Annotated in this window: 17 protein-coding genes; 10 read left to right on the top strand and 7 right to left on the bottom strand. The window is 40.7% G+C overall.

What is annotated here, in order from left to right:
• The first annotated feature begins 6 nt into the window (after positions 1–6).
• The gene (locus ACQ96U_RS13025; RefSeq protein WP_431721691.1) at positions 7–732 is read left to right on the top strand and encodes a riboflavin synthase subunit alpha; all 726 of its coding nucleotides are present in this window, start codon (positions 7–9) and stop codon (positions 730–732) included.
• A 233-nt stretch (positions 733–965) separates the two neighbouring features.
• Positions 966–2,294: an MFS transporter gene (locus ACQ96U_RS13020; RefSeq protein ID WP_431721690.1), complete on the top strand. Its 1,329-nt coding sequence runs from the start codon at positions 966–968 to the stop codon at positions 2,292–2,294.
• Between the two features lie 54 nt (positions 2,295–2,348).
• Here the strand turns inward: ACQ96U_RS13020 and ACQ96U_RS13015 are convergent, their stop codons facing one another.
• From ACQ96U_RS13015 to ACQ96U_RS13005, 3 genes are all read right to left on the bottom strand, one after another.
• On the bottom strand, positions 2,349–2,864 hold the full coding sequence (locus ACQ96U_RS13015; RefSeq protein WP_431721689.1) for a GNAT family N-acetyltransferase: 516 nt from the start codon (positions 2,862–2,864) through the stop codon (positions 2,349–2,351).
• A 344-nt stretch (positions 2,865–3,208) separates the two neighbouring features.
• Entirely contained in the window at positions 3,209–3,490 is a 282-nt protein-coding gene (locus tag ACQ96U_RS13010; RefSeq protein ID WP_431721688.1) for a hypothetical protein, read from the bottom strand.
• A 139-nt stretch (positions 3,491–3,629) separates the two neighbouring features.
• Entirely contained in the window at positions 3,630–4,199 is a 570-nt protein-coding gene (locus ACQ96U_RS13005) for a hypothetical protein (RefSeq protein ID WP_431721687.1), read from the bottom strand.
• A 444-nt stretch (positions 4,200–4,643) separates the two neighbouring features.
• Between ACQ96U_RS13005 and ACQ96U_RS13000 the strand changes: the two genes are divergently transcribed.
• Both ACQ96U_RS13000 and ACQ96U_RS12995 read left to right on the top strand, forming a co-directional pair.
• Positions 4,644–5,045, top strand: coding sequence for a PA2779 family protein (locus ACQ96U_RS13000; protein WP_431721686.1), 402 nt, complete (start codon positions 4,644–4,646; stop codon positions 5,043–5,045).
• A gap of 93 nt (positions 5,046–5,138) precedes the next feature.
• Positions 5,139–6,161: a PA2778 family cysteine peptidase gene (locus tag ACQ96U_RS12995; RefSeq protein WP_431721685.1), complete on the top strand. Its 1,023-nt coding sequence runs from the start codon at positions 5,139–5,141 to the stop codon at positions 6,159–6,161.
• Positions 6,162–6,217: 56 nt separating this feature from the next.
• On the opposite strand, the gene ACQ96U_RS12990 is transcribed toward ACQ96U_RS12995, so the two are convergent.
• A complete protein-coding gene (locus ACQ96U_RS12990; RefSeq protein WP_431721684.1) occupies positions 6,218–8,284 on the bottom strand; it encodes a S9 family peptidase in 2,067 nt (688 codons plus the stop codon).
• Positions 8,285–8,453: 169 nt separating this feature from the next.
• Here ACQ96U_RS12990 and ACQ96U_RS12985 point away from each other — a divergent pair, with 169 nt between their 5' ends.
• From ACQ96U_RS12985 to ACQ96U_RS12970, 4 genes are all read left to right on the top strand, one after another.
• On the top strand, positions 8,454–8,810 hold the full coding sequence (locus ACQ96U_RS12985) for a hypothetical protein (protein WP_431721683.1): 357 nt from the start codon (positions 8,454–8,456) through the stop codon (positions 8,808–8,810).
• Between the two features lie 513 nt (positions 8,811–9,323).
• Positions 9,324–9,989, top strand: a complete 666-nt coding sequence (locus ACQ96U_RS12980; protein WP_431721682.1) for a YEATS-associated helix-containing protein — start codon at positions 9,324–9,326, stop codon at positions 9,987–9,989.
• Positions 9,990–10,057: 68 nt separating this feature from the next.
• Positions 10,058–11,983 carry a VWA domain-containing protein gene (locus ACQ96U_RS12975; protein WP_431721681.1) on the top strand — a complete coding sequence of 642 codons (1,926 nt, stop codon included), beginning with the start codon at positions 10,058–10,060 and terminating at the stop codon, positions 11,981–11,983.
• Positions 11,984–12,143: 160 nt separating this feature from the next.
• Positions 12,144–12,914, top strand: a complete 771-nt coding sequence (locus ACQ96U_RS12970) for a class II glutamine amidotransferase (RefSeq protein WP_431721680.1) — start codon at positions 12,144–12,146, stop codon at positions 12,912–12,914.
• Positions 12,915–13,011: 97 nt separating this feature from the next.
• Here the strand turns inward: ACQ96U_RS12970 and cysK are convergent, their stop codons facing one another.
• Complete coding sequence (gene cysK / locus ACQ96U_RS12965) at positions 13,012–13,980, bottom strand: cysteine synthase A (protein WP_431721679.1); 969 nt, start codon at positions 13,978–13,980, stop codon at positions 13,012–13,014.
• A gap of 397 nt (positions 13,981–14,377) precedes the next feature.
• Here cysK and ACQ96U_RS12960 point away from each other — a divergent pair, with 397 nt between their 5' ends.
• Together ACQ96U_RS12960 and ACQ96U_RS12955 are read left to right on the top strand one after the other, a co-directional pair.
• Positions 14,378–15,250: an AAA family ATPase gene (locus tag ACQ96U_RS12960; protein ID WP_431721678.1), complete on the top strand. Its 873-nt coding sequence runs from the start codon at positions 14,378–14,380 to the stop codon at positions 15,248–15,250.
• Positions 15,251–15,263: 13 nt separating this feature from the next.
• The gene (locus tag ACQ96U_RS12955; protein ID WP_431721677.1) at positions 15,264–16,442 is read left to right on the top strand and encodes a vWA domain-containing protein; all 1,179 of its coding nucleotides are present in this window, start codon (positions 15,264–15,266) and stop codon (positions 16,440–16,442) included.
• A gap of 4 nt (positions 16,443–16,446) precedes the next feature.
• On the opposite strand, the gene ACQ96U_RS12950 is transcribed toward ACQ96U_RS12955, so the two are convergent.
• Together ACQ96U_RS12950 and ACQ96U_RS12945 are read right to left on the bottom strand one after the other, a co-directional pair.
• Positions 16,447–16,929: a MaoC family dehydratase gene (locus ACQ96U_RS12950; protein ID WP_431721676.1), complete on the bottom strand. Its 483-nt coding sequence runs from the start codon at positions 16,927–16,929 to the stop codon at positions 16,447–16,449.
• Between the two features lie 53 nt (positions 16,930–16,982).
• Positions 16,983–17,918 carry a lysophospholipase gene (locus tag ACQ96U_RS12945; protein WP_431721675.1) on the bottom strand — a complete coding sequence of 312 codons (936 nt, stop codon included), beginning with the start codon at positions 17,916–17,918 and terminating at the stop codon, positions 16,983–16,985.
• Positions 17,919–18,148 lie beyond the last annotated feature (230 nt).

Here is an 18,148-nt window from a genome sequence, read left to right as displayed (position 1 = left end):
GCAGTTATGTTTACTGGAATCATTCAGGCCGTTGCAACGATAAAAAGTGTGAATGATCACGACAGTATTCGCACCTTTGAAATTGAGTTTCCTGAAGGTTTTTGTAAAGACCTCACTATAGGTGCCAGTATTGCAGTGGATGGGGTATGCTTAACAGTCACTGAAATGCTTAGCGAAACGGTAGTGAAGTTTGATGTTATATTACAAAGCCTGTTAATAACCACCTTGGGTGAACATGAAGTGGGTGGTCAAGTTAATGTTGAACGAGCAGCAAAAGATGGTGCAGAAATAGGTGGGCATCCTTTATCCGGCCATGTGGATTTTCGAACGACGATTATTGAAGTGAGTGAATTAGAAGGAAACTGTCGGGTTCGCTTCGATCTGCCTGAATCATGGCGTAAATATATTTTTCCAAAAGGCTATATTGCAATTAATGGCGCCAGCTTAACCGTTTCTGAAGTGAATAAGGAAAAGGGTTATTTCGAAGTCTGGTTGATTCCTGAAACACGTCGTATGACAACGTTTGAGGAAAAAACGACAGATCACAAAGTCAATATTGAAATTGAGCGTGGCACTCAAGTAGTGGTTGATACGATACAACACACACTGGAAGACAATTTAGGGAAATTGTATCCATTATTAGAGCGCTTGCTTGAGGAAAAAGGCATAGATCTACAAGCACTTACCACTTCAAAGCTTGCTTTGCTGCAGAGTGAAAAGAAAAAAGATTAACAATAATCATGCTATTAAATAATCACTATTTTTAGAGACGTCTTTTATTTAACCGATACCCATTATAAACCTCTTTAGCTATTAAAAAATAGCACGAATCCTCCACAGTGAAGTGTGCTTACACTTTGCTGTAGTGGCGTAAGGAACTGGGTGTGGTGCTAAATACAAAAAAGAGACTCTTTTGATGTGCCCTATATACAGGATCGTTCTCTTCCTTTTTAAGAAAAAAATCAATGTCCCATAAAAAAGTATTATTTAGTGTTGCTTTACTGATTTTTTTAGGTTCACTAGAGAAAAGTATTGTTACCACGCCATTGCCTGTTATTGGCCAGGTTTTAAATGCAACAGAACATCTGACGTGGGTGATTACAGCCTATTTAATAACCGCTACCAGTATTATTCCTATTTGTGGCAAGCTCAGTGACCTTTGGGGGCGTATTAAAGTGATCAATATAAGCTTGGTCATTTTTATTGTAGGCTCACTGTTATGTTCGTTTGCCACGACATTAGAAGGTCTAATCATTGCGCGAGCGATTCAAGGCATTGGTGGTGGAGGATTAATATCCTTAGCTTTTATTGTTATTTCGGATGTGATTCCTGCACGTGAAGTCGGAAAATACCAAGGCTATATATCATTAATTTATGTTGTGTCAAATGTAACTGGGCCAATTCTGGGTAGTTTGCTCACAGAATTTTTCTCATGGCGAATGATTTTTGCGATAAATCTTCCTCTTGGATTATTAGCTATTTACATTATAACAAAGACGATTAAGCCTGGTACTTCATCCGTAAAGCGTAATCTGGATTGGTTAGGGGCAGCATTTTTCACTACGTCTACTGGACTGGTTATATTGTTAGTCGGTGGATATATTAATTTAAGTCCTTTATTTTTACTCATTGCGTTAGGTTGGATTCTGCTTTCAGTAATTTATTTAGTCGTTTCCAAGCGGCCATCATTAATTCCCTGGCATATGTTTAAACTGGATAATTATCTGGCTTGTCTATGCCTAATGGGTGCATCTCAAATCATTATGATGGTTGGACTGGTTTATTTTCCATTACACATGCAATGGCAGGAAGGAATCAGTCTGGTGACGAGTGGGTATGCAATGATTTTATTTACACTGGGAATCTGTGCCGGTGCCTATGTGGCAGGAAAACAAATCGCTCGTACAGGTTATTATAAAAACTATATTGTGGTGGGATTTTTACTTAATATTATTTCATTTATCCTGTTATCCCAAAAGATACTGTTAATCTCGCTGTTTCCAATTGTTGGGTTTGGGTTAGGGTGTACATTACCTGCATTAACTTGTGCAGTACAAAATGTTTTACCTGTTTCAGACCGTGGTATAGGGATGTCATTTTTTGGCTATGTACGTGAGCTAAGTGGTACGCTGGGAATTGCAATGTTTGCTTCAGTAGGTGAGTTGGCAGTAGGGTTTAACTTGAGCGTTTATGCATTTATTTATCTTATAACAGCGATCATTACGGGTATCGCATTAATGGGTACCTTATATACAATTAATGATCGCAATATGTTGTGTAGTTCAGTTAATTAATTATTATATGCTCGTTGTAAATAATTTTTTAACTTTATTGATACAGAATGATTTTTATAAGCATTCATTAATTGATCGTTGATATTCTATACAGTTTAGTGGTTGACCTTTTATTATCGCCTTATTTAATACAAGCTTTTTTTGCTGGAAACCATTCTTTATTAGCACTTTTTGTGAGGCTTTATTATCTGTTGAAGCTACAGCGTTGATATGTGTGATGCCACTTTGTTGGGCTAGGCTAAGTATTTGTTTGACTGCAAATGATGCTACACCGCCGTTAGCACTAGATTGTGCTACTCGATAACCAAGATATGCTCTACCTGTTTTAGTGCATATTTGATGCAAATTAATACGTCCAATAATTTCATGGTTATTGCTTATAATAAGTAGAGGTAAACGCTGGCCATTAAGATACTCAGTGAGAAAATTTGTAATATGTTGTTGGATACCTTTTGAGCTATAAAATATAGGCTCCCGTGGTTCAATAAATGATTCAAACCAGTCTTTGTTTGCAAGCTCAAATGTTAGTAAAGCTTGGTCATCCTTTTCACGTAACAAACGTAGATACATCAGGTGTTCCTTTGTTTGGCGGCAATAGCAAATAATATGTTACCTGTTAGTGTTTGGGCAAACAGTTTAACTTGTATTTAATCATAATTGAAATAGAGCAACATTTGGGGTTGTGAAACAGGTGCTGGGAGCTCGGTGAGCAGTAGAGAACTGGGATGGTCTTCTGTTGCAGTAGCTTTGATTTATAATTAAGGGTTTTAGCGTGATAGCGTAAGCGAGGAGTGAAGTAAAGAAGTAAGTATTTTTCGACTTGTTTTAAATTGAAAAACAATGTTATTGATTTGATTATATTAGTTACAGGGTTAATACCCTGTAACTAATAAGTGCTAGCGTTGAGTTTTTAATTAATAAGGCAGTCTTTCAATATGAGTAATGCAAGCTGGATCGTTTAAAGGCTTATAAATTGTAACCATCGCGGGGAATGTAGGCGCTCCAGGATAAACCGGTGTTGCATTACAGAAAAATGCATAATTTACACCAGAGACTACTTGAGAGGCGACTGCTACAGGTTGGTATTTCACGCCTGCGAAATGTTCCATTGCTTCACTAAAAGCAACCTGAGCTTCTTTATCAATATTGGATGAAAAAGGTCCATAGGCACCAACCATTGAATTAACATTAGCCATTTCTTTCTCCTTAAAGAAACTATCATAATTAATTTGTTTTTCGCAAAACACCCTCATTAAGTAATAAATACTTTTTGAGGTAAAACTTTATTTATACCGGGAGTACATTACATTGATATGATTTTATAAACACTCAATATTATTGTTGTTGTTCAACAACGACATATGTATATGCAATACCAACAGGTGAACCAACAGCGATAAAACCAGAATCAACCACTTTTGCAGAAATGTGGCCAGAAAATTTGTTATAAAGTTGGTTGACGGCATTACTAAAGGCTAAGTCCAGATTGCTCTGGTTGTAAGCATAGCCAACCACTTGGTTTTCATTTAAAGCTTTTACTGATGCAGGTACCGTTTGTGTCTCACTATTAGATAGTAAATGTGTAACCTTGTATTTAGTAACACCTACAGAAGTTTGTATTGCAATTTCTTGTAAATCAGGGTTTACGCCTTCAAAACTGTTTTTAGCAGTATAAGGGAAGTAACCAATAGCCGCTGTTGTATGAGCGACTACTTTGAATACAGGCACTTTGGCATTAAGGTCTACAGCAACGACATGAGCGCCTGTAATTCCCTCCGCATACCCTTCAGCAATAATGGTTAATACTGCATTACCATGTTGGCGAGCTAAGACCAGCTCAAATTCTGTTGCAGTGACTTTGGTTGGAGAAAGTACCACTTCTGTTGAATGCGCTTGAACGGTCATTTCATTATCCTTTGAAGGTGAAATTAATTATCCTGTGAGTGATTTTGGTAAACATTTATGCGTGAAGTAATCAACTAATCAACCCTCCAACTTGGTTGTAGCTCTACATCAACATGAAAGGGGGATTAATTAGAAAATGCACTGTATAAAACCTGAAAATCAGCTCAGTATCAGCTTAGTCAATCCCTTGTGCTCCTACCACTGCGGAAGCATTAAACCTTAGTGACCATTATTTTAAACATTGATGTAGTATGTTGTGTATTATTTATGGGTGGAATTAACTAGTGAAGTTAGTATTAAAAAAACAACAGTTAACACCTTTTTGTGCGCTTGATAGATTTATTGGAATGACGGCTCTCACGGAAAGAATAAACAGATTTGACCCTACTAATAGCCCTCTCTAGACTTCAGAAAGATTGAACTTAAATATTATTGGGAGCTGTTATGTTCAGTTATCGTCAAATTAAACGTGTTGTGGCACTGTTTTTATCTACTTGGTTGGTTGTTTTTGGTTTTCAAGCAAGCTTAGTACAGGCTGCAATGGTTGCTACAGATAATGTCATTAGCACAGAGCAGCATAAAGTTGATAAAGAAGCGTTAAAGGCAATGCTGGCTGATCAAGCGGTCAAAGATAAACTGGCCAGCCTTGGGGTAGATCAAGCTGATGTAGAGAATCGTATTGATTCATTAACACCCAGTGAACTGGCACAATTTAATGCTCAAATGGAAGAAATGCCTGCAGGTAGTGGTGTTGCTGAAGTTGTTGTGTTATTCCTTGTGGTATTTGTTGTGACTGATATGTTATGTGCTACAGATATCTTCTCATTTGTGCGTTGCATTAACTAGAAATGACTTTTTTAAACGGCATTTACCTGTGTAGATGTATCCCCCTTTAAACAGGGGTAAAAATAGCGTTAAACGTTTTTTTATTGGTTTAATATGAGTATTAAACGTTATGCCCAGCTCTGGCTGGGCATTATTTATTTGAGTGTTCTATCTGGTTGTACCACAAATCCAGTTCTTCATCAGTTGGACTCATTGGATGAATCAGTGCTTCAGCCAACAGAATTGACTCAAGTTCCCTTTTTTCCTCAAGATGAATATCAATGTGGTCCAGCGGCGTTGGCGACCGTTTTGTCTTATTGGCAAGTTCCTGTCACACCAGATGATTTGGTGAGTAAAGTTTATGTGCCTAAAAAGCAAGGCAGTTTTCAAATTGAAATGGTGGCTACTGCACGTCAATATGGCATGCTGGCTTATCCGCTCAACAAGGATTTTCAAGATTTATTGCAGGAGATAGAGCAGGGCTTTCCTATACTGGTCTTTTTAAACCTTGGACTTGATTGGTATCCACAGTGGCACTTTGCTGTTATTGTCGGATACGATTTGGCAAATAAAGAGCTTATCCTCCGTTCGGGAACTGAAAAGCGTTATCGAATGCCGTTTGAGACGTTTGCGAACACTTGGGCGCGAGGTCATTATTGGGCAATGGTCATTTTACCGCCGAATAAGTTACCTGCCTCGGCTAAGCCTCTCACGTATTTACGTGCTGCGCAGCAACTAGAAGCTGTTGGACAACAACAGGCAGCAGTTCAAGCCTATCAAACAGCGTTAGCAACATGGCCAAAGCACCCCGTGGCCTTATTTGCGATGGGGAACTATCAGTTTTCAGTAAAAAAATACCCTCAAGCTGCCGGCTATTTTAAACAACTTGTGTCGACTAAACCGAGCCATAGTCAAGGTTGGAATAATCTGGCGTACACGTTAAAAATGCTTCATTGTCCTGTTCAAGCACATAAAGCAGTACGCTGTGCCTATGCACTCGCACCTGATGATAATAATATTCAAGGTTCTTGGCAGGAACTACAACAGAAAGATCGGCTGTCCAAGAAGAAACAAACTGAACCGGTTAGTAAGAAGACCATTTGTGCCATTCCCCAGTGCCCTGTATTACCCGATTGATTGAATGAAAATGCCAGGTTTTGTATACACTGGCATTTTAATAGTGATTGCTAACTTTACGTGTTTTTATCCAGTTGTAAGGTTTTTAAAATAAATGCCTGCTCAAAAGCCATTTCCTGAAGCGCCTGGTAACGACCGGAGGCGCCACCATGCCCTGCAGCAAAGCTGGTTTTAAAAATAATGGATTGGTCTCCGGTGTTATGGTAACGCAATGCAGCAACCCATTTTGCGGGTTCCCAGATATGGACGCGTGTGTCATGAAAGCCTGCTTGAACTAATAATGTGGGGTAGGCTTGAGGCTTAATATTTTCATAGGGAGCATATGACTTTATAAGTTTGTAAACTTCTGGAGAGGCAGGATTACCCCATTCATCATATTCGGCAATCGTCAATGGCAGGGACTCATCCAGCATCGTATTTAAACAGTCAACAAAAGGCACATCCATAATGGCACCTTTAAATTTTTGGGGGGCGTGATTCAGGGCATAACCGACTGCCATGCCGCCAGCACTGCGGCCAATAATCATTAACTGTTCTGGACGGGTATAGCGTGCTTTAAATAAATACTCAACGCATTGCATAAAGTCGGTAAAGGTATTTATTTTGTGCTGTTGCTTACCCTGACGATACCAGTGTTCACCACAGTCACCACCACCACGTACGTGAGCAATGCCGATCAACATGCCACGGTCAAGCAGGTTGAGTCGAGATATAGAAAACTCTGGGTCCAGACTATGTCCATAAGCACCATAGACCTGAAGTAAGGTGGGGGCAGGGTGGTCCCAGGTGTGCTGTTTACCGATCAGTGTCAGTGGTATTTGTTCTCCATCTTCAGCCGTCACATACAGACGTTGACATCGGTAGTGCTCGGGATGATAGCCACCTTTAACCTGTTGGGTTTTGATACACGTTTTGTGATGGGTATTGAGTTCTATATCCAGGATTTGCTCAGGTTGGATAAATGTTTCGTAGTGAATACGCAGGTGTTGAGCATCAATACTCACATTGTCACCGAAGTTAATTTGGGCAACTGGGTCTGTAAAGTTGACTGGTGAGAGCGCTCCATCATGCCAAATAGAAAGTTGCAGGAGGTCTTTTGTTCTGGAAAGAATAGCAATATGGTGTCGAAAAACTAAGAAATCTTCTAGCGTAGTATCAACCTGATGAGGAATAAGAGAGTACCAATGCGCAGGCTGGGGGTGATTACATTCAGCACTGACCAGACGGTAATTTTCGTGTTGATCATTCGTCATAATAATGAGCTGTTGACCATTGTGGTCAACATAGTACTCATGGCCTACCTGTCGGGGAGCGATACAGCATAATTGTTGGTTGAACTGCTTAGGACCATGAAAACTGTCTGCGAGAATAAAAAAGACTTCAGTTGATTCCTGGCTACTGGTTTCTATGAAGATAAGATGATCGGACTGACTGCGATAAACAGAGACATAAAATTGCTCATCATCCTCAGTAAACAGTAGAGGGTCATCAACTACGTTGCTGCCAAGACAGTGATAGAACAGTTTATCAGTACGTTGTAAATGATTAAGCGTTGTATAGTAAAAACCTTTCGCATCCATTGTCCAAGTAACATCACCTGAGGTATGAGTATGTGGCAATGCTATTTCTTCTTGGGTTAAGAGGCTTTTAATGATGAGCTGATATTGTTCATCACCTGTAGTATCAAGACTGTATACCAAAAACTGATGATCTGGACTGATCGCTAAACTGCCAATCTCACAGTAATCGTAGGGGGCTGCGACCTGGTTGCCATCCAATAGTAACTCTGGTGGCTGTTGCTTATGCTGTCGATAATAAAAGGCATATTCAAACCCTTGCCGACTTTCACTGAAGTATTGATAAGGGCCCCATGTATAAGTCGCTGAGCGGTCGTTTTCAATAATACGAGCTAAGCTTTGTTGGTAAATCTGCGTTTGTAGTGCTTCGCTATCAGCCATTTGACGGTCAGCATAGTCATTTTCGGCATTCAGGTATGCCTGAGTGTCCTGCGATGACGCTTGCTTTAGCCAGTGGTAAGGGTCAAAGCGAGGGTCGGTTGGGTGTGTATGGTAATAGTTTTTACGCTTGGCTTGAGGAGGAATAATCTGTTGTCTGGTTTGCACTTACAGGCTCCGTTCCGTCAGAAAGGCTGACTTAATCTTGAGATTACACTAGTATAGGGCTTTTGTTGTTTAGCTTGTTGATACTGACACTATGGATGCAACCCATTATTTTTACGCTTGGATGATATATTTGGCCAGCGCTGCCGGCTGTTTTTTGGTTTGGTATCGCATGACTCGTATTTGTTGGCGATGGTTACGCTGGCTCTTGCGAGGATTTGCACTCGTTTTGTTGTTTACTCCCTGGTATATCAATGTTGAACAAGATTATTTAGGCCCTGCTTTTCTTATTGCCGGTTTTGATGGGTTAACGCTTGGTTTAGAGGCCATCATGAGAGCCGGTCACGTATTACTTGCGGCACTGGCGGTAATGATAGTACTTTGGGCTTTAGCGTTAGTACTCATTCCTGCGCCTGCCGTTCGTCCCAAAAAGAAACCTAAAGGTAAAGTCGCGCCTGATTCTCGCCCTAAAAAGCGGCCAAAACAAGTAGCGAGTAATGATGACGACCGAATTACACCAACCTTATAATTAGGTTCTTTTGACTGCTCGTGTGTTCAACACATGGTCTACTGCCTTCTTTGTGATGTAAGAAGATCTATGGCACACAGGATTGTGCCATTCTCCCTGTCTGATGAATTGATTTTACCCTTCTGTTTACTCTTTATTGTGTAACATGTTGATTTTGCACAAGCATCGCCAGTTGTCAGTAACTGTGTTATGTTTGCATAGCCCATGGATGACAACCATTTAGCATGAGTTCTGGGGTGTTAAAGCAATGTGTCTGTGCTTACTATTTACACGCTTGAATTACTTTTTGAGTGTTATCAAAAGGCATGCTTTATTTAGCATGAGTAGGGTGTATTGATTATACATGTCATTAAACCCTTTACGGTGGGTATTAATATAGGATATTAATGCGCAAAAGGGATATTAACGCGCTACTCTTTCTTAGTAAGTTATTGGTTTTTAATAAGTAGCAAGGTGAGCTACTCCGTTAACTGAATTCCCATGGACCAGATTAAACAACAATAGGGATGTAATATGGAAAGTCATATTTTATTGCTGGCAGTCGTGATGTTAATGGCTGGCGTATTTGGGGGCTTGGTCAACTATTATTTATATCAGCGACAAGGTTACGATTTAACCCACTTACTCCGTTGTATTATTCTCGGTATTGGCGCTTCCTTTCTGGTTCCTGTTGTATTGGATTTGTTATCCAGTACATTGGTAATTGATAGCCAAAATGATCCATCACGCCTATTAATTTTTACGGGCTTTTGTTTAATTGCTGCAATTTGTTCAAGGTTTGTCAGCACATCTCACACTGAACGATTATTGGCTGAAGCACGGTTTGCACAACAGCAGGTGTCGTCTATTCAGCATGAATTTCGACGTTTGCAGGAGGAAGTTGTTCCCTTACTTGACTTGGAAATAGAACAAGAACATCAGATTGATAATGAGGGATCAATTACTGAAGAATTAGAGTTGGATATGACGGGAAATAAAGTGCTTAAAACGCTTAATAGTGGTCAGTATATCTTCCGCTCGGTAGCAGGGTTATGCCGTGATGCTGAAATTGATGAAGTTACCTTAGAGAGAACGCTACATAGTCTGGCAAGTCGAGGCCTTGCCGGAAAGATTACCAGTAAAGTTGGTCAGCGTTGGTTTGTCACTGAGCGAGGACGCCGTTTATTATTACAACAATAAAATCAATGAAACGCATTGTTAATATGAAATATACAAGGGCACACCTAAGACTATTTAGGGTGTGCCTTTTGGTTGTTGGATTGGTGCTTTTGGGGGGGGCAAAAACAGGTTATACCAAGGAGCCTGATGTCAGGCTATTGATTGACACATCAGGTAGTATGAAAGTCAATGACCCGAAAAATTTAAGAGAGCCTGCGATCAATCTACTGATACGACTCTTACCTGATGATAGTAAATTAGGTATATGGACATTTGATCAAGCAGTTAAAAATCTTGCAGTTTACGACTTAATTGACAATAACTGGCGTGAACGAGCAATTAATAATAGTAAACAAATTAGTTCGAAAGGGTTATTTACTGATATTGGTAAAGCCTTGGAAGTGGCAGCATTTGATGGTCATCGGCAAAGTGATGATGCTCGGCATATTATTTTACTGACTGATGGCATGGTTGATGTAGCAAAAGACCCTATAAAAAATGTTGAAGCTCGCCAACATATTCTGAATGATCAGCTACCACGTTTGAAACATAATGGTTATGTTATTCATACTATAGCGTTATCCGATAAAGCCGATCATGAACTTTTACAACAACTGGCGATTAATACAGATGGATTGTCTTCTACTGCAAACTCAGCAGAAGAACTCAGTAAGTTGTTTTTAAAAGCACTGGAGCAAGCAGATCAAGCGCCTAAAGTACCCCTACAAGCAAACAACTTTCTTATTGATTCTCAGGTTGAAGAATTTACGTTGTTAGTATTTAAAAAAAAGACAGATGAAGTGGTTCAGTTATCTTCACCTGATGGTAAAATATACAAACAAGGGAGTCGGGCTTCGGATTTACGTTGGTACAATACCCCCCATTATGACTTGATTACCGTAAATCAGCCTTACGAAGGTGAATGGCGGCTCCAGGCCGAGTCTGATCCGAATAATCGCGTAACGATTGTTAGTAACTTGCAAATGAAGTTTTCAGGTGTGCCTAGTAATTTATTTAAAGGACAGCAAGCTGTAGCACGTATTTGGTTTGAGCAAAATAAAAAGCGACTGGTGAATGAAGAGTTATTTCAAATAATGAAGTTAACATTAACTATCGCGCAAGAAGAAAAGCCAATTGCTGAAGAGGTTTTTTATACGGCTAAAATGTCTCATGACCAGGGTGCATTTACGTTGACGGTGCCAGCAATCAAATCAGTGGGGGAATATACTTTAACGATTGCAGCGGATGGAAAAACATTTTTACGTCAAGTATCTAAGGCGCTGTCTGTTAGAGAGCCACTGCTTGTTACTCATGAACGAATAGTGAAAGAAGAGAAGGAAATTGATGTTATTCAAGTTAAACCGCAAAGTTTATTTTTGGATACAGAGGCAACGGTTATTAAGGCAACGATTGCGCCACCTGCGGGTAAACCTTCTAATATCGTTATTCCTCTGCAAGATGATAAGAAAAGTTGGTTATTACCCATTACACCGCAACAACATGGTATATACCGTGTGGTCTTTGGGGTAGATGCAAAAGATAATAATGGTAAAGAAATCCCTGTAAAACTGGAACCTTTGGTTTTTAAATTTCCTGAGAACTATAAGTCAGGGGAGGGGGACGAAGACAAAAAGCCCAAACCGACACCTGAAGATAAAGCGACAGAAGAGGTTGAGGATGATGAAAAAGAAGATGATAGTAGTTGGCTGTTGTATGGCAGTTTGATTATTGGAAATATATTACTGGCTGGTGGGTTATATTGGGCTTATAGGTGGTTTTTTACAGAAGCAAGTCCTAAAGATAAATCAACAGAGCCAAAAGAAGAGGGTGTTGATGAAGTCGTTGATATTGACCTTGAGGAGGATGACATTGACTTAGATATGCCGCTCGATAAGCTTGAGGATAATCCAGATGATGATGGTGTAAATAAAGAGAGCACTAAGAAAAATGGGCAAGCTCAAGCAGAGGGGGAGGATGAAAACGACAATGCATCAGATCAAAAACCTGAGGCTTAGTATTTTTACGTCGTTTTACTCAAAATACGGCATGTAGTGCACGTTTCAAGGAAAAGGTGGTATTTATTAGTAAAACATCATAGTTTCATTTCTGAAGTTACGCCACAATGTGACGAGGAGTATATGAGGACTAATAGTTTTTAGGAGTAAGGTTAGGAATATGTGCGAGCTCCTCGGGATGAGCGCGAATGTGCCAACGGATATTTGCTTTAGTTTTACAGGCTTAATGCAGCGAGGTGGAGGTACAGGTCCACATAAAGATGGCTGGGGCATTGCTTTTTATGAAGGGCGTGCCGTTCGAGAATTTCGTGATACCAGACCTAGTATAGGGTCTGAAATAGCCCGGTTAGTACAAGGCTATCCAATAAAAAGTCATATTGTCATTAGTCATATTCGTCGTGCGAACGCAGGACGTGTCTGTTTAGAAAATACACACCCATTTACACGTGAATTGTGGGGGCGACAATGGACATTTGCGCATAATGGCCAGTTGCCAGGTATCAAGAAAGCATTGGAGTTAGGCTTTTATCACCCTATTGGTACCACTGACAGTGAGTTTGCATTTTGCTGGATACTCAGTGAAATACGCCGACGTTTTACCAAGCAACCACGTAGACCTCAAACGCTCTGGCGAGAGTTAAATGAGCTGTGTAATGCGATTAAAGAGTTTGGTGTTTTTAACTTACTGATGAGTGACTCGAAATATTTGTACTGCTTTTGTAGTACAAAGCTGTTTTGGATTACACGAAAAGCACCTTTTAATAGAGCCGTGTTAAAAGATGCTGAGCTTGAAGTTGATTTTAAGCATGAAACCACGCCAGATGATATTGTGACAGTCATTGCGACTGAGCCTTTAACTGCAAATGAACAGTGGCACCAAATGCAAACTGGTCAGATGTGTGTTTTTCATCATGGGTTGATTTGCTGCTAGACAGATAAGTATTACGGTGACCCAACTGACAATAAGACAAATGCTGTCTGTTGGGTCATTCAAGGTAAACGAATGAGTAGAAATCAATGTCTAGTCATCAAGGGTTCATCTCTTTTTCAGTAAAAACTCCATCAAATAAAGCGGTTGAAAGATAGCGTTCAGCAGAGTCTGGCAAGATTACAACGATATGTTTGTCCTCATTTCCAGCCCAGCTAGCCACTTTTAGTGCGGCTGCCATGGCTGCACCACATGACATACCTACTAAAATACCTTCCTCTCGCATCAATCGGTGAGCCATTTGAATGGACTCCTCGGCATTGACCTGAACAACATGATCAATAATGTTTAAGTCGAGGTTTTTAGGAACGAAACCTGCGCCAATCCCTTGGATTTTGTGTGGTGCAGGTGCAAGCTCTTGGTTATTCAAAGTTTGGGTGATAACAGGTGACTCTGCAGGCTCAACAGCAATACTTTGGATAACTTTACCCTGAGTTTCTTTAATATAGCGTGAAATACCGGTAATAGTCCCACCTGTACCCACACCTGCCACGAGAATATCAACTAAGCCGTCTGTGTCACGCCAAATTTCAGGGCCTGTTGTACTCTCATGGATGGCAGGGTTTGCAGGGTTTTCAAACTGTTGCGGCATAAAGTATCGGTTGGGGTTTGATGCAGCTATTTCTTCTGCTTGGGCAATGGCTCCTTTCATGCCTTTAGCTGGATCGGTCAGAATGAGGTTTGCACCTAAAGCTGCAAGCACTTTACGGCGTTCTAAACTCATACTGGCGGGCATTGTTAGGGTGAGACGATAGCCTCGTGCAGCTGCCACAAAAGCAAGGGCAATGCCTGTGTTACCACTGGTAGGTTCAATAATTTCCATACCAGGCTTTAACGTGCCTTCTTGCTCAGCAGCCCAAATCATGCTGGCTCCAATGCGGCATTTGACTGAGTAGGCAGGATTACGTCCCTCAATTTTTCCATAAATATGGTATTTAGGCGACAGTTTATGTAAACGTACGAGTGGGGTATTTCCAATTGAAAAAGAGTTATCACTAAAAATATTCACACGAAATGTCCTTGCCTGATGGTTTACAGGCCTTAAAGGCCAGGAAGAATTTGTACAAAAAATAAAGTTTACGATAGAAACGGTATTGGTAATAAGCTTATCGGGAATTGTGGACTATGAAAAATATTTTTGCGGAATATGCTTGTAATCACCCGTTAGTTGCAGTGTAACATATACCCTTTACGAATCATTTTTAGGGTTTGTTGTCGGCGTTCTTCACCCCAGTCACTTATTAATATAAGCTCCTGAGGCTTCATCTCTTGACGGCCGCCCCTAAAAACCCTTCGTTATGGGTATCGTTGGAATCATAAGCCTGTGTATCTATGTGAGTTGAATAGTTTAGCGAGGCAGGTTTGATGACCCCTCAGCAGAGGGGATTAGCTAAAAGGAGGAAGCAATGACAGTCAATAAATCACGTGATGCCTATCAACCCTTTACCAGCACGTCTGAGTATATTGCAAGCCCTGAATTAAAAATGGCGGTGAATGCCGCCATTAAGTTGGCTCGCCCACTACTGATTAAAGGAGAACCTGGCACAGGCAAAACATTGCTTGCGGAGCAGGTAGCCAAGCATCTGGAATTACCATTGCTTCAATGGCATATCAAGTCAACAACTAAAGCTCAACAAGGTTTGTATGAATATGACGCAGTTTCCCGGTTAAGGGACTCTCAGTTGGGGGACGAGAAGGTGCATGATATTAGTAATTATATTGTGCCTGGTAAATTATGGCAGGCTTTTACGCATGAGCAACAAACAGTATTACTGATTGATGAGATTGATAAAGCGGATATTGAGTTTCCAAATGATTTATTGTTGGAACTGGATCGTATGGAATTTTATGTCTATGAAACCCAGCAATTGATTAAAGCGCAGCAGCGACCTATTGTTATTATCACTAGTAATAATGAAAAAGAATTACCTGATGCATTTTTAAGACGCTGTTTTTTCCACTATATTCAGTTTCCAGATGAAGCGACTATGCGTGATATTATTGCGGTTCACTTTCCTGATATTGCGCCTAAATTAGTGAAAGAAGCTTTGGAAATATTTTTTGATATTCGTAATGTGCCTGGGTTAAAGAAAAAGCCCTCTACCTCTGAATTAATCGATTGGATTAAATTATTATTGGCTGATGATGTTCCGTTATCCGTATTGAGAGAAAAAGACGCTTCAAAAGCGGTACCTCCTTTATATGGTGCTTTAGTCAAAAATGAGCAGGATTTACATTTGCTGGAGCGTTTAGCCTTTATGGCACGGCGTCGTAAATAACAGGGAGATCAACATGCTGGTTCGCTTTTTTTTAACATTAAAGTCAGCACAAATTCCCGTTTCAATTCGAGAGTTATTGGATTTACTTACAGCGCTGGAAACGCAGCTTGTATTTGCGAATATCGATGATTTTTATTATTTGGCACGGACATGTTTAATTAAAGATGAGCGTTTTTTTGATCGTTATGATCAAGCATTTAGTCAATTTTTTTCAGGCATTGCTGCGTTGGATGATGTTCTGGCAACGCTCATTCCAGAAGATTGGTTACGTAACGAATTTATACGACAGCTGACACCTGAGGAAAAACAGCAAATAGACGCATTAGGTGGATTGGATAAATTACTTGAAACATTTAAAAAACGTTTACAAGAACAGCAATCACGACATCAGGGTGGTAACCGTTGGATAGGTACAGGGGGAACATCGCCATTTGGGGCTTATGGTTACAACCCTGAAGGTATCAGAATTGGCCAGCATGAGTCACGTCAACAGCGTGCGGTAAAAGTATGGGATCAGCGCCAGTTTCGTAATTTAGATGGGGATGTAGAAATTGGTACGCGCAATGTCAAATTAGCCCTACGACATTTGCGTCGGTTTGCTCGTACTGGGGCTTCAGAACAGTTAGACCTGGACGATACGATTAGCGCTACGGCTAAAAATGCGGGCTTATTGGATGTTCGTATGAAACCCGAGCGACACAATGCGGTTAAGGTTTTGCTCTTTATGGATATTGGGGGCACGATGGATGCCCATGTGCATGTGTGTGAAGAGCTGTTTACTGCAGCTCGTAGTGAGTTTAAACATTTAGCATTTTTTTATTTTCATAATTTTATTTATGAGTTTGTTTGGCAGGATAACTTACGACGGCAAAGTGAGCGTATTCCAACCTGGGATATTTTGCATCGTTATGGTGAAGACTATAAGGTGATTTTTGTGGGCGATGCGACGATGTCACCTTATGAAATTAGTTATCCTGGTGGGAGTGTTGAGCATTTGAATGAAGAACCAGGCGCAGTATGGATGCAGCGCATTATGCAAACTTACTCAAGGGTTGTTTGGCTAAATCCATATCCAGAAGCTAATTGGTCATATGTGCCTTCAAACATTATGGTTCAACAATTAGTGAAGGAACAAATGTACCCTCTAACCTTGCAAGGGTTAGAGGGGGCAATGAAATATTTACGACGCTAGAGGTCTACTTAGATGTTGTTAAAGTCACATCGGGCAGATGAGGTGCGGAGTGGGTAGCGGCTGTTTCTGGTGCCATTACTTCTGCTTCTCCAGACACAACTTCTTTGCCTGCCTGGTTTGTGACGCTACAGCCTATTACTACCCGCCGTTTACGTTCATGTTTTTCTTTAACGGTGAGCGTAACGGTTAGGGTATCACCCACAAAGACTGGGCGGACAAAGCGTAAGCTTTGACCAAGATAAATACTACCTGGGCCTGGTAGTTTCGTCGCTAAGGCGGCGGATATTAGCCCTGCTGACCACATGCCATGAGCAATACATTGTTTAAAGGGCGTTGTTTCTGCGTAGTCTTTGTCCAAATGGACGGGGTTTATATCACCTGAAGTATGGGCAAAAAGTACTATATCTTGTTCTGTCAGGGTTTTTGTGTAAGTAGCGTGTTGACCGATGGTGAGGTCATTGAACGGAATACTATGAAGCGTTGTCATGTTTTTTCGTCAAAATTAATAGTGAGCTGAAAAGCATTATTTGTATTTAAAAATCAAGCGACATTGGCAAGGGGTTGCGTATGCTGAGCCAACCATTGGTAAAGTGCTTGCCAGACTTCTTGCTGATTGATTTCATTAAGCATTTCATGACGGCCACCCGGGTAGATAGCAGCGGTTACGTCATGAACACCTGCAAATCTTAGCTGACGCTTCAACTTATGCAACCCATTAGGCAAACTCAAGGGATCGTGGTCGCCACCCAAAATATAGACAGGTAATGATGTTGGTAGGTTGTTAAAGCCCTCATGGGTGCTCAGCTTTGTTAAGGCTGACAGCATGTTATACCAAAACTGGTTACTGACTTTAAAGCCACAGAGAGGATCTTGACAATAAAGATCAACCTGTCGGGTATCGCGAGAAAGCCAGTCAAATTCAGTACGATTAGGTTTAAAGTGGCGGTTAAACCGGCCAAAAAATAGAAAATCTAAAAATGCACTACAGGCATTTTGCCCTTGGCGTTTACACTCCAGTGCTGCAAATGCTTTGGCTATTTGGTAGAGCCATGGTGACTGGTAATTAGAGCCAGAAAGAATGCAGCCTGCCAGCGGTGGATGATAGGTTTGCAAAAAATGTAAACAGAGGAAGGAACCCATACTATGTCCCATCAAAAACAGGGGTTGTTCTGGATACTTCGCACTGACTTCTGCAATGAACTGCTGGATATCTCTCAACATCAGCGACCACTGATTTGTTTCTGCCTGTCCTAAACTTTGCGTAGCTTTGCCTGTTTGCCCATGCGCACGTAGATCCCAGCTGGTTACACCGATACCTTGTTGATTAAGAAACTGTGCAAAGGGTTGATAGCGTTGCGAATGTTCAGTCATACCGTGAACAATTAGGAGTTGAGTCGAGGCTTTAACGGGTTGCCATTGATAACCATGTAACAGAGTTTGATCTGATTGCGCTTGGGACGCAAAGCGGGTTTCCATAAATAATCTGTAGTCCTTGTGATATTTGTATTTATTACTTGTCATGGTATATCTGCATAGCTTTCTTGTCAGACAGCTTATGTCATATGACCTGAATAGTATTACCAGCTGCTACTGTAGTGAAATAAATGGTGCATATTGTGCTATGTGACTAGGATACGGTTAATCCATATGAAACATAGTCATTTTAATAAACAGGCCGCAAATGTTGTCTTTTTGACGCGCAGATG

The organism is Zooshikella sp. RANM57, assembly GCF_050749885.1.
Classification (GTDB): domain Bacteria; phylum Pseudomonadota; class Gammaproteobacteria; order Pseudomonadales; family Zooshikellaceae; genus Zooshikella.
Note: the sequence above shows the minus strand (reverse complement) of the source record. Positions and strands in the feature narration are given on the sequence as shown.

What these genes read in the sequence shown, in the direction of transcription:
- ACQ96U_RS12980 (WP_431721682.1), top strand. Translation starts at nt 9,324, where the DNA reads ATGGAAAGTCATATTTTATTGCTGGCAGTCGTGATGTTAATGGCTGGC.
- ACQ96U_RS13010 (WP_431721688.1), bottom strand. Translation starts at nt 3,490, where the DNA reads ATGGCTAATGTTAATTCAATGGTTGGTGCCTATGGACCTTTTTCATCC.
- ACQ96U_RS13020 (WP_431721690.1), top strand. Translation starts at nt 966, where the DNA reads ATGTCCCATAAAAAAGTATTATTTAGTGTTGCTTTACTGATTTTTTTA.
- ACQ96U_RS13025 (WP_431721691.1), top strand. Translation starts at nt 7, where the DNA reads ATGTTTACTGGAATCATTCAGGCCGTTGCAACGATAAAAAGTGTGAAT.
- ACQ96U_RS13015 (WP_431721689.1), bottom strand. Translation starts at nt 2,864, where the DNA reads ATGTATCTACGTTTGTTACGTGAAAAGGATGACCAAGCTTTACTAACA.
- ACQ96U_RS12995 (WP_431721685.1), top strand. Translation starts at nt 5,139, where the DNA reads ATGAGTATTAAACGTTATGCCCAGCTCTGGCTGGGCATTATTTATTTG.
- ACQ96U_RS13000 (WP_431721686.1), top strand. Translation starts at nt 4,644, where the DNA reads ATGTTCAGTTATCGTCAAATTAAACGTGTTGTGGCACTGTTTTTATCT.
- ACQ96U_RS12960 (WP_431721678.1), top strand. Translation starts at nt 14,378, where the DNA reads ATGACAGTCAATAAATCACGTGATGCCTATCAACCCTTTACCAGCACG.
- ACQ96U_RS12945 (WP_431721675.1), bottom strand. Translation starts at nt 17,918, where the DNA reads ATGGAAACCCGCTTTGCGTCCCAAGCGCAATCAGATCAAACTCTGTTA.
- ACQ96U_RS13005 (WP_431721687.1), bottom strand. Translation starts at nt 4,199, where the DNA reads ATGACCGTTCAAGCGCATTCAACAGAAGTGGTACTTTCTCCAACCAAA.
- ACQ96U_RS12950 (WP_431721676.1), bottom strand. Translation starts at nt 16,929, where the DNA reads ATGACAACGCTTCATAGTATTCCGTTCAATGACCTCACCATCGGTCAA.
- ACQ96U_RS12970 (WP_431721680.1), top strand. Translation starts at nt 12,144, where the DNA reads ATGTGCGAGCTCCTCGGGATGAGCGCGAATGTGCCAACGGATATTTGC.
- ACQ96U_RS12955 (WP_431721677.1), top strand. Translation starts at nt 15,264, where the DNA reads ATGCTGGTTCGCTTTTTTTTAACATTAAAGTCAGCACAAATTCCCGTT.
- ACQ96U_RS12985 (WP_431721683.1), top strand. Translation starts at nt 8,454, where the DNA reads ATGACTCGTATTTGTTGGCGATGGTTACGCTGGCTCTTGCGAGGATTT.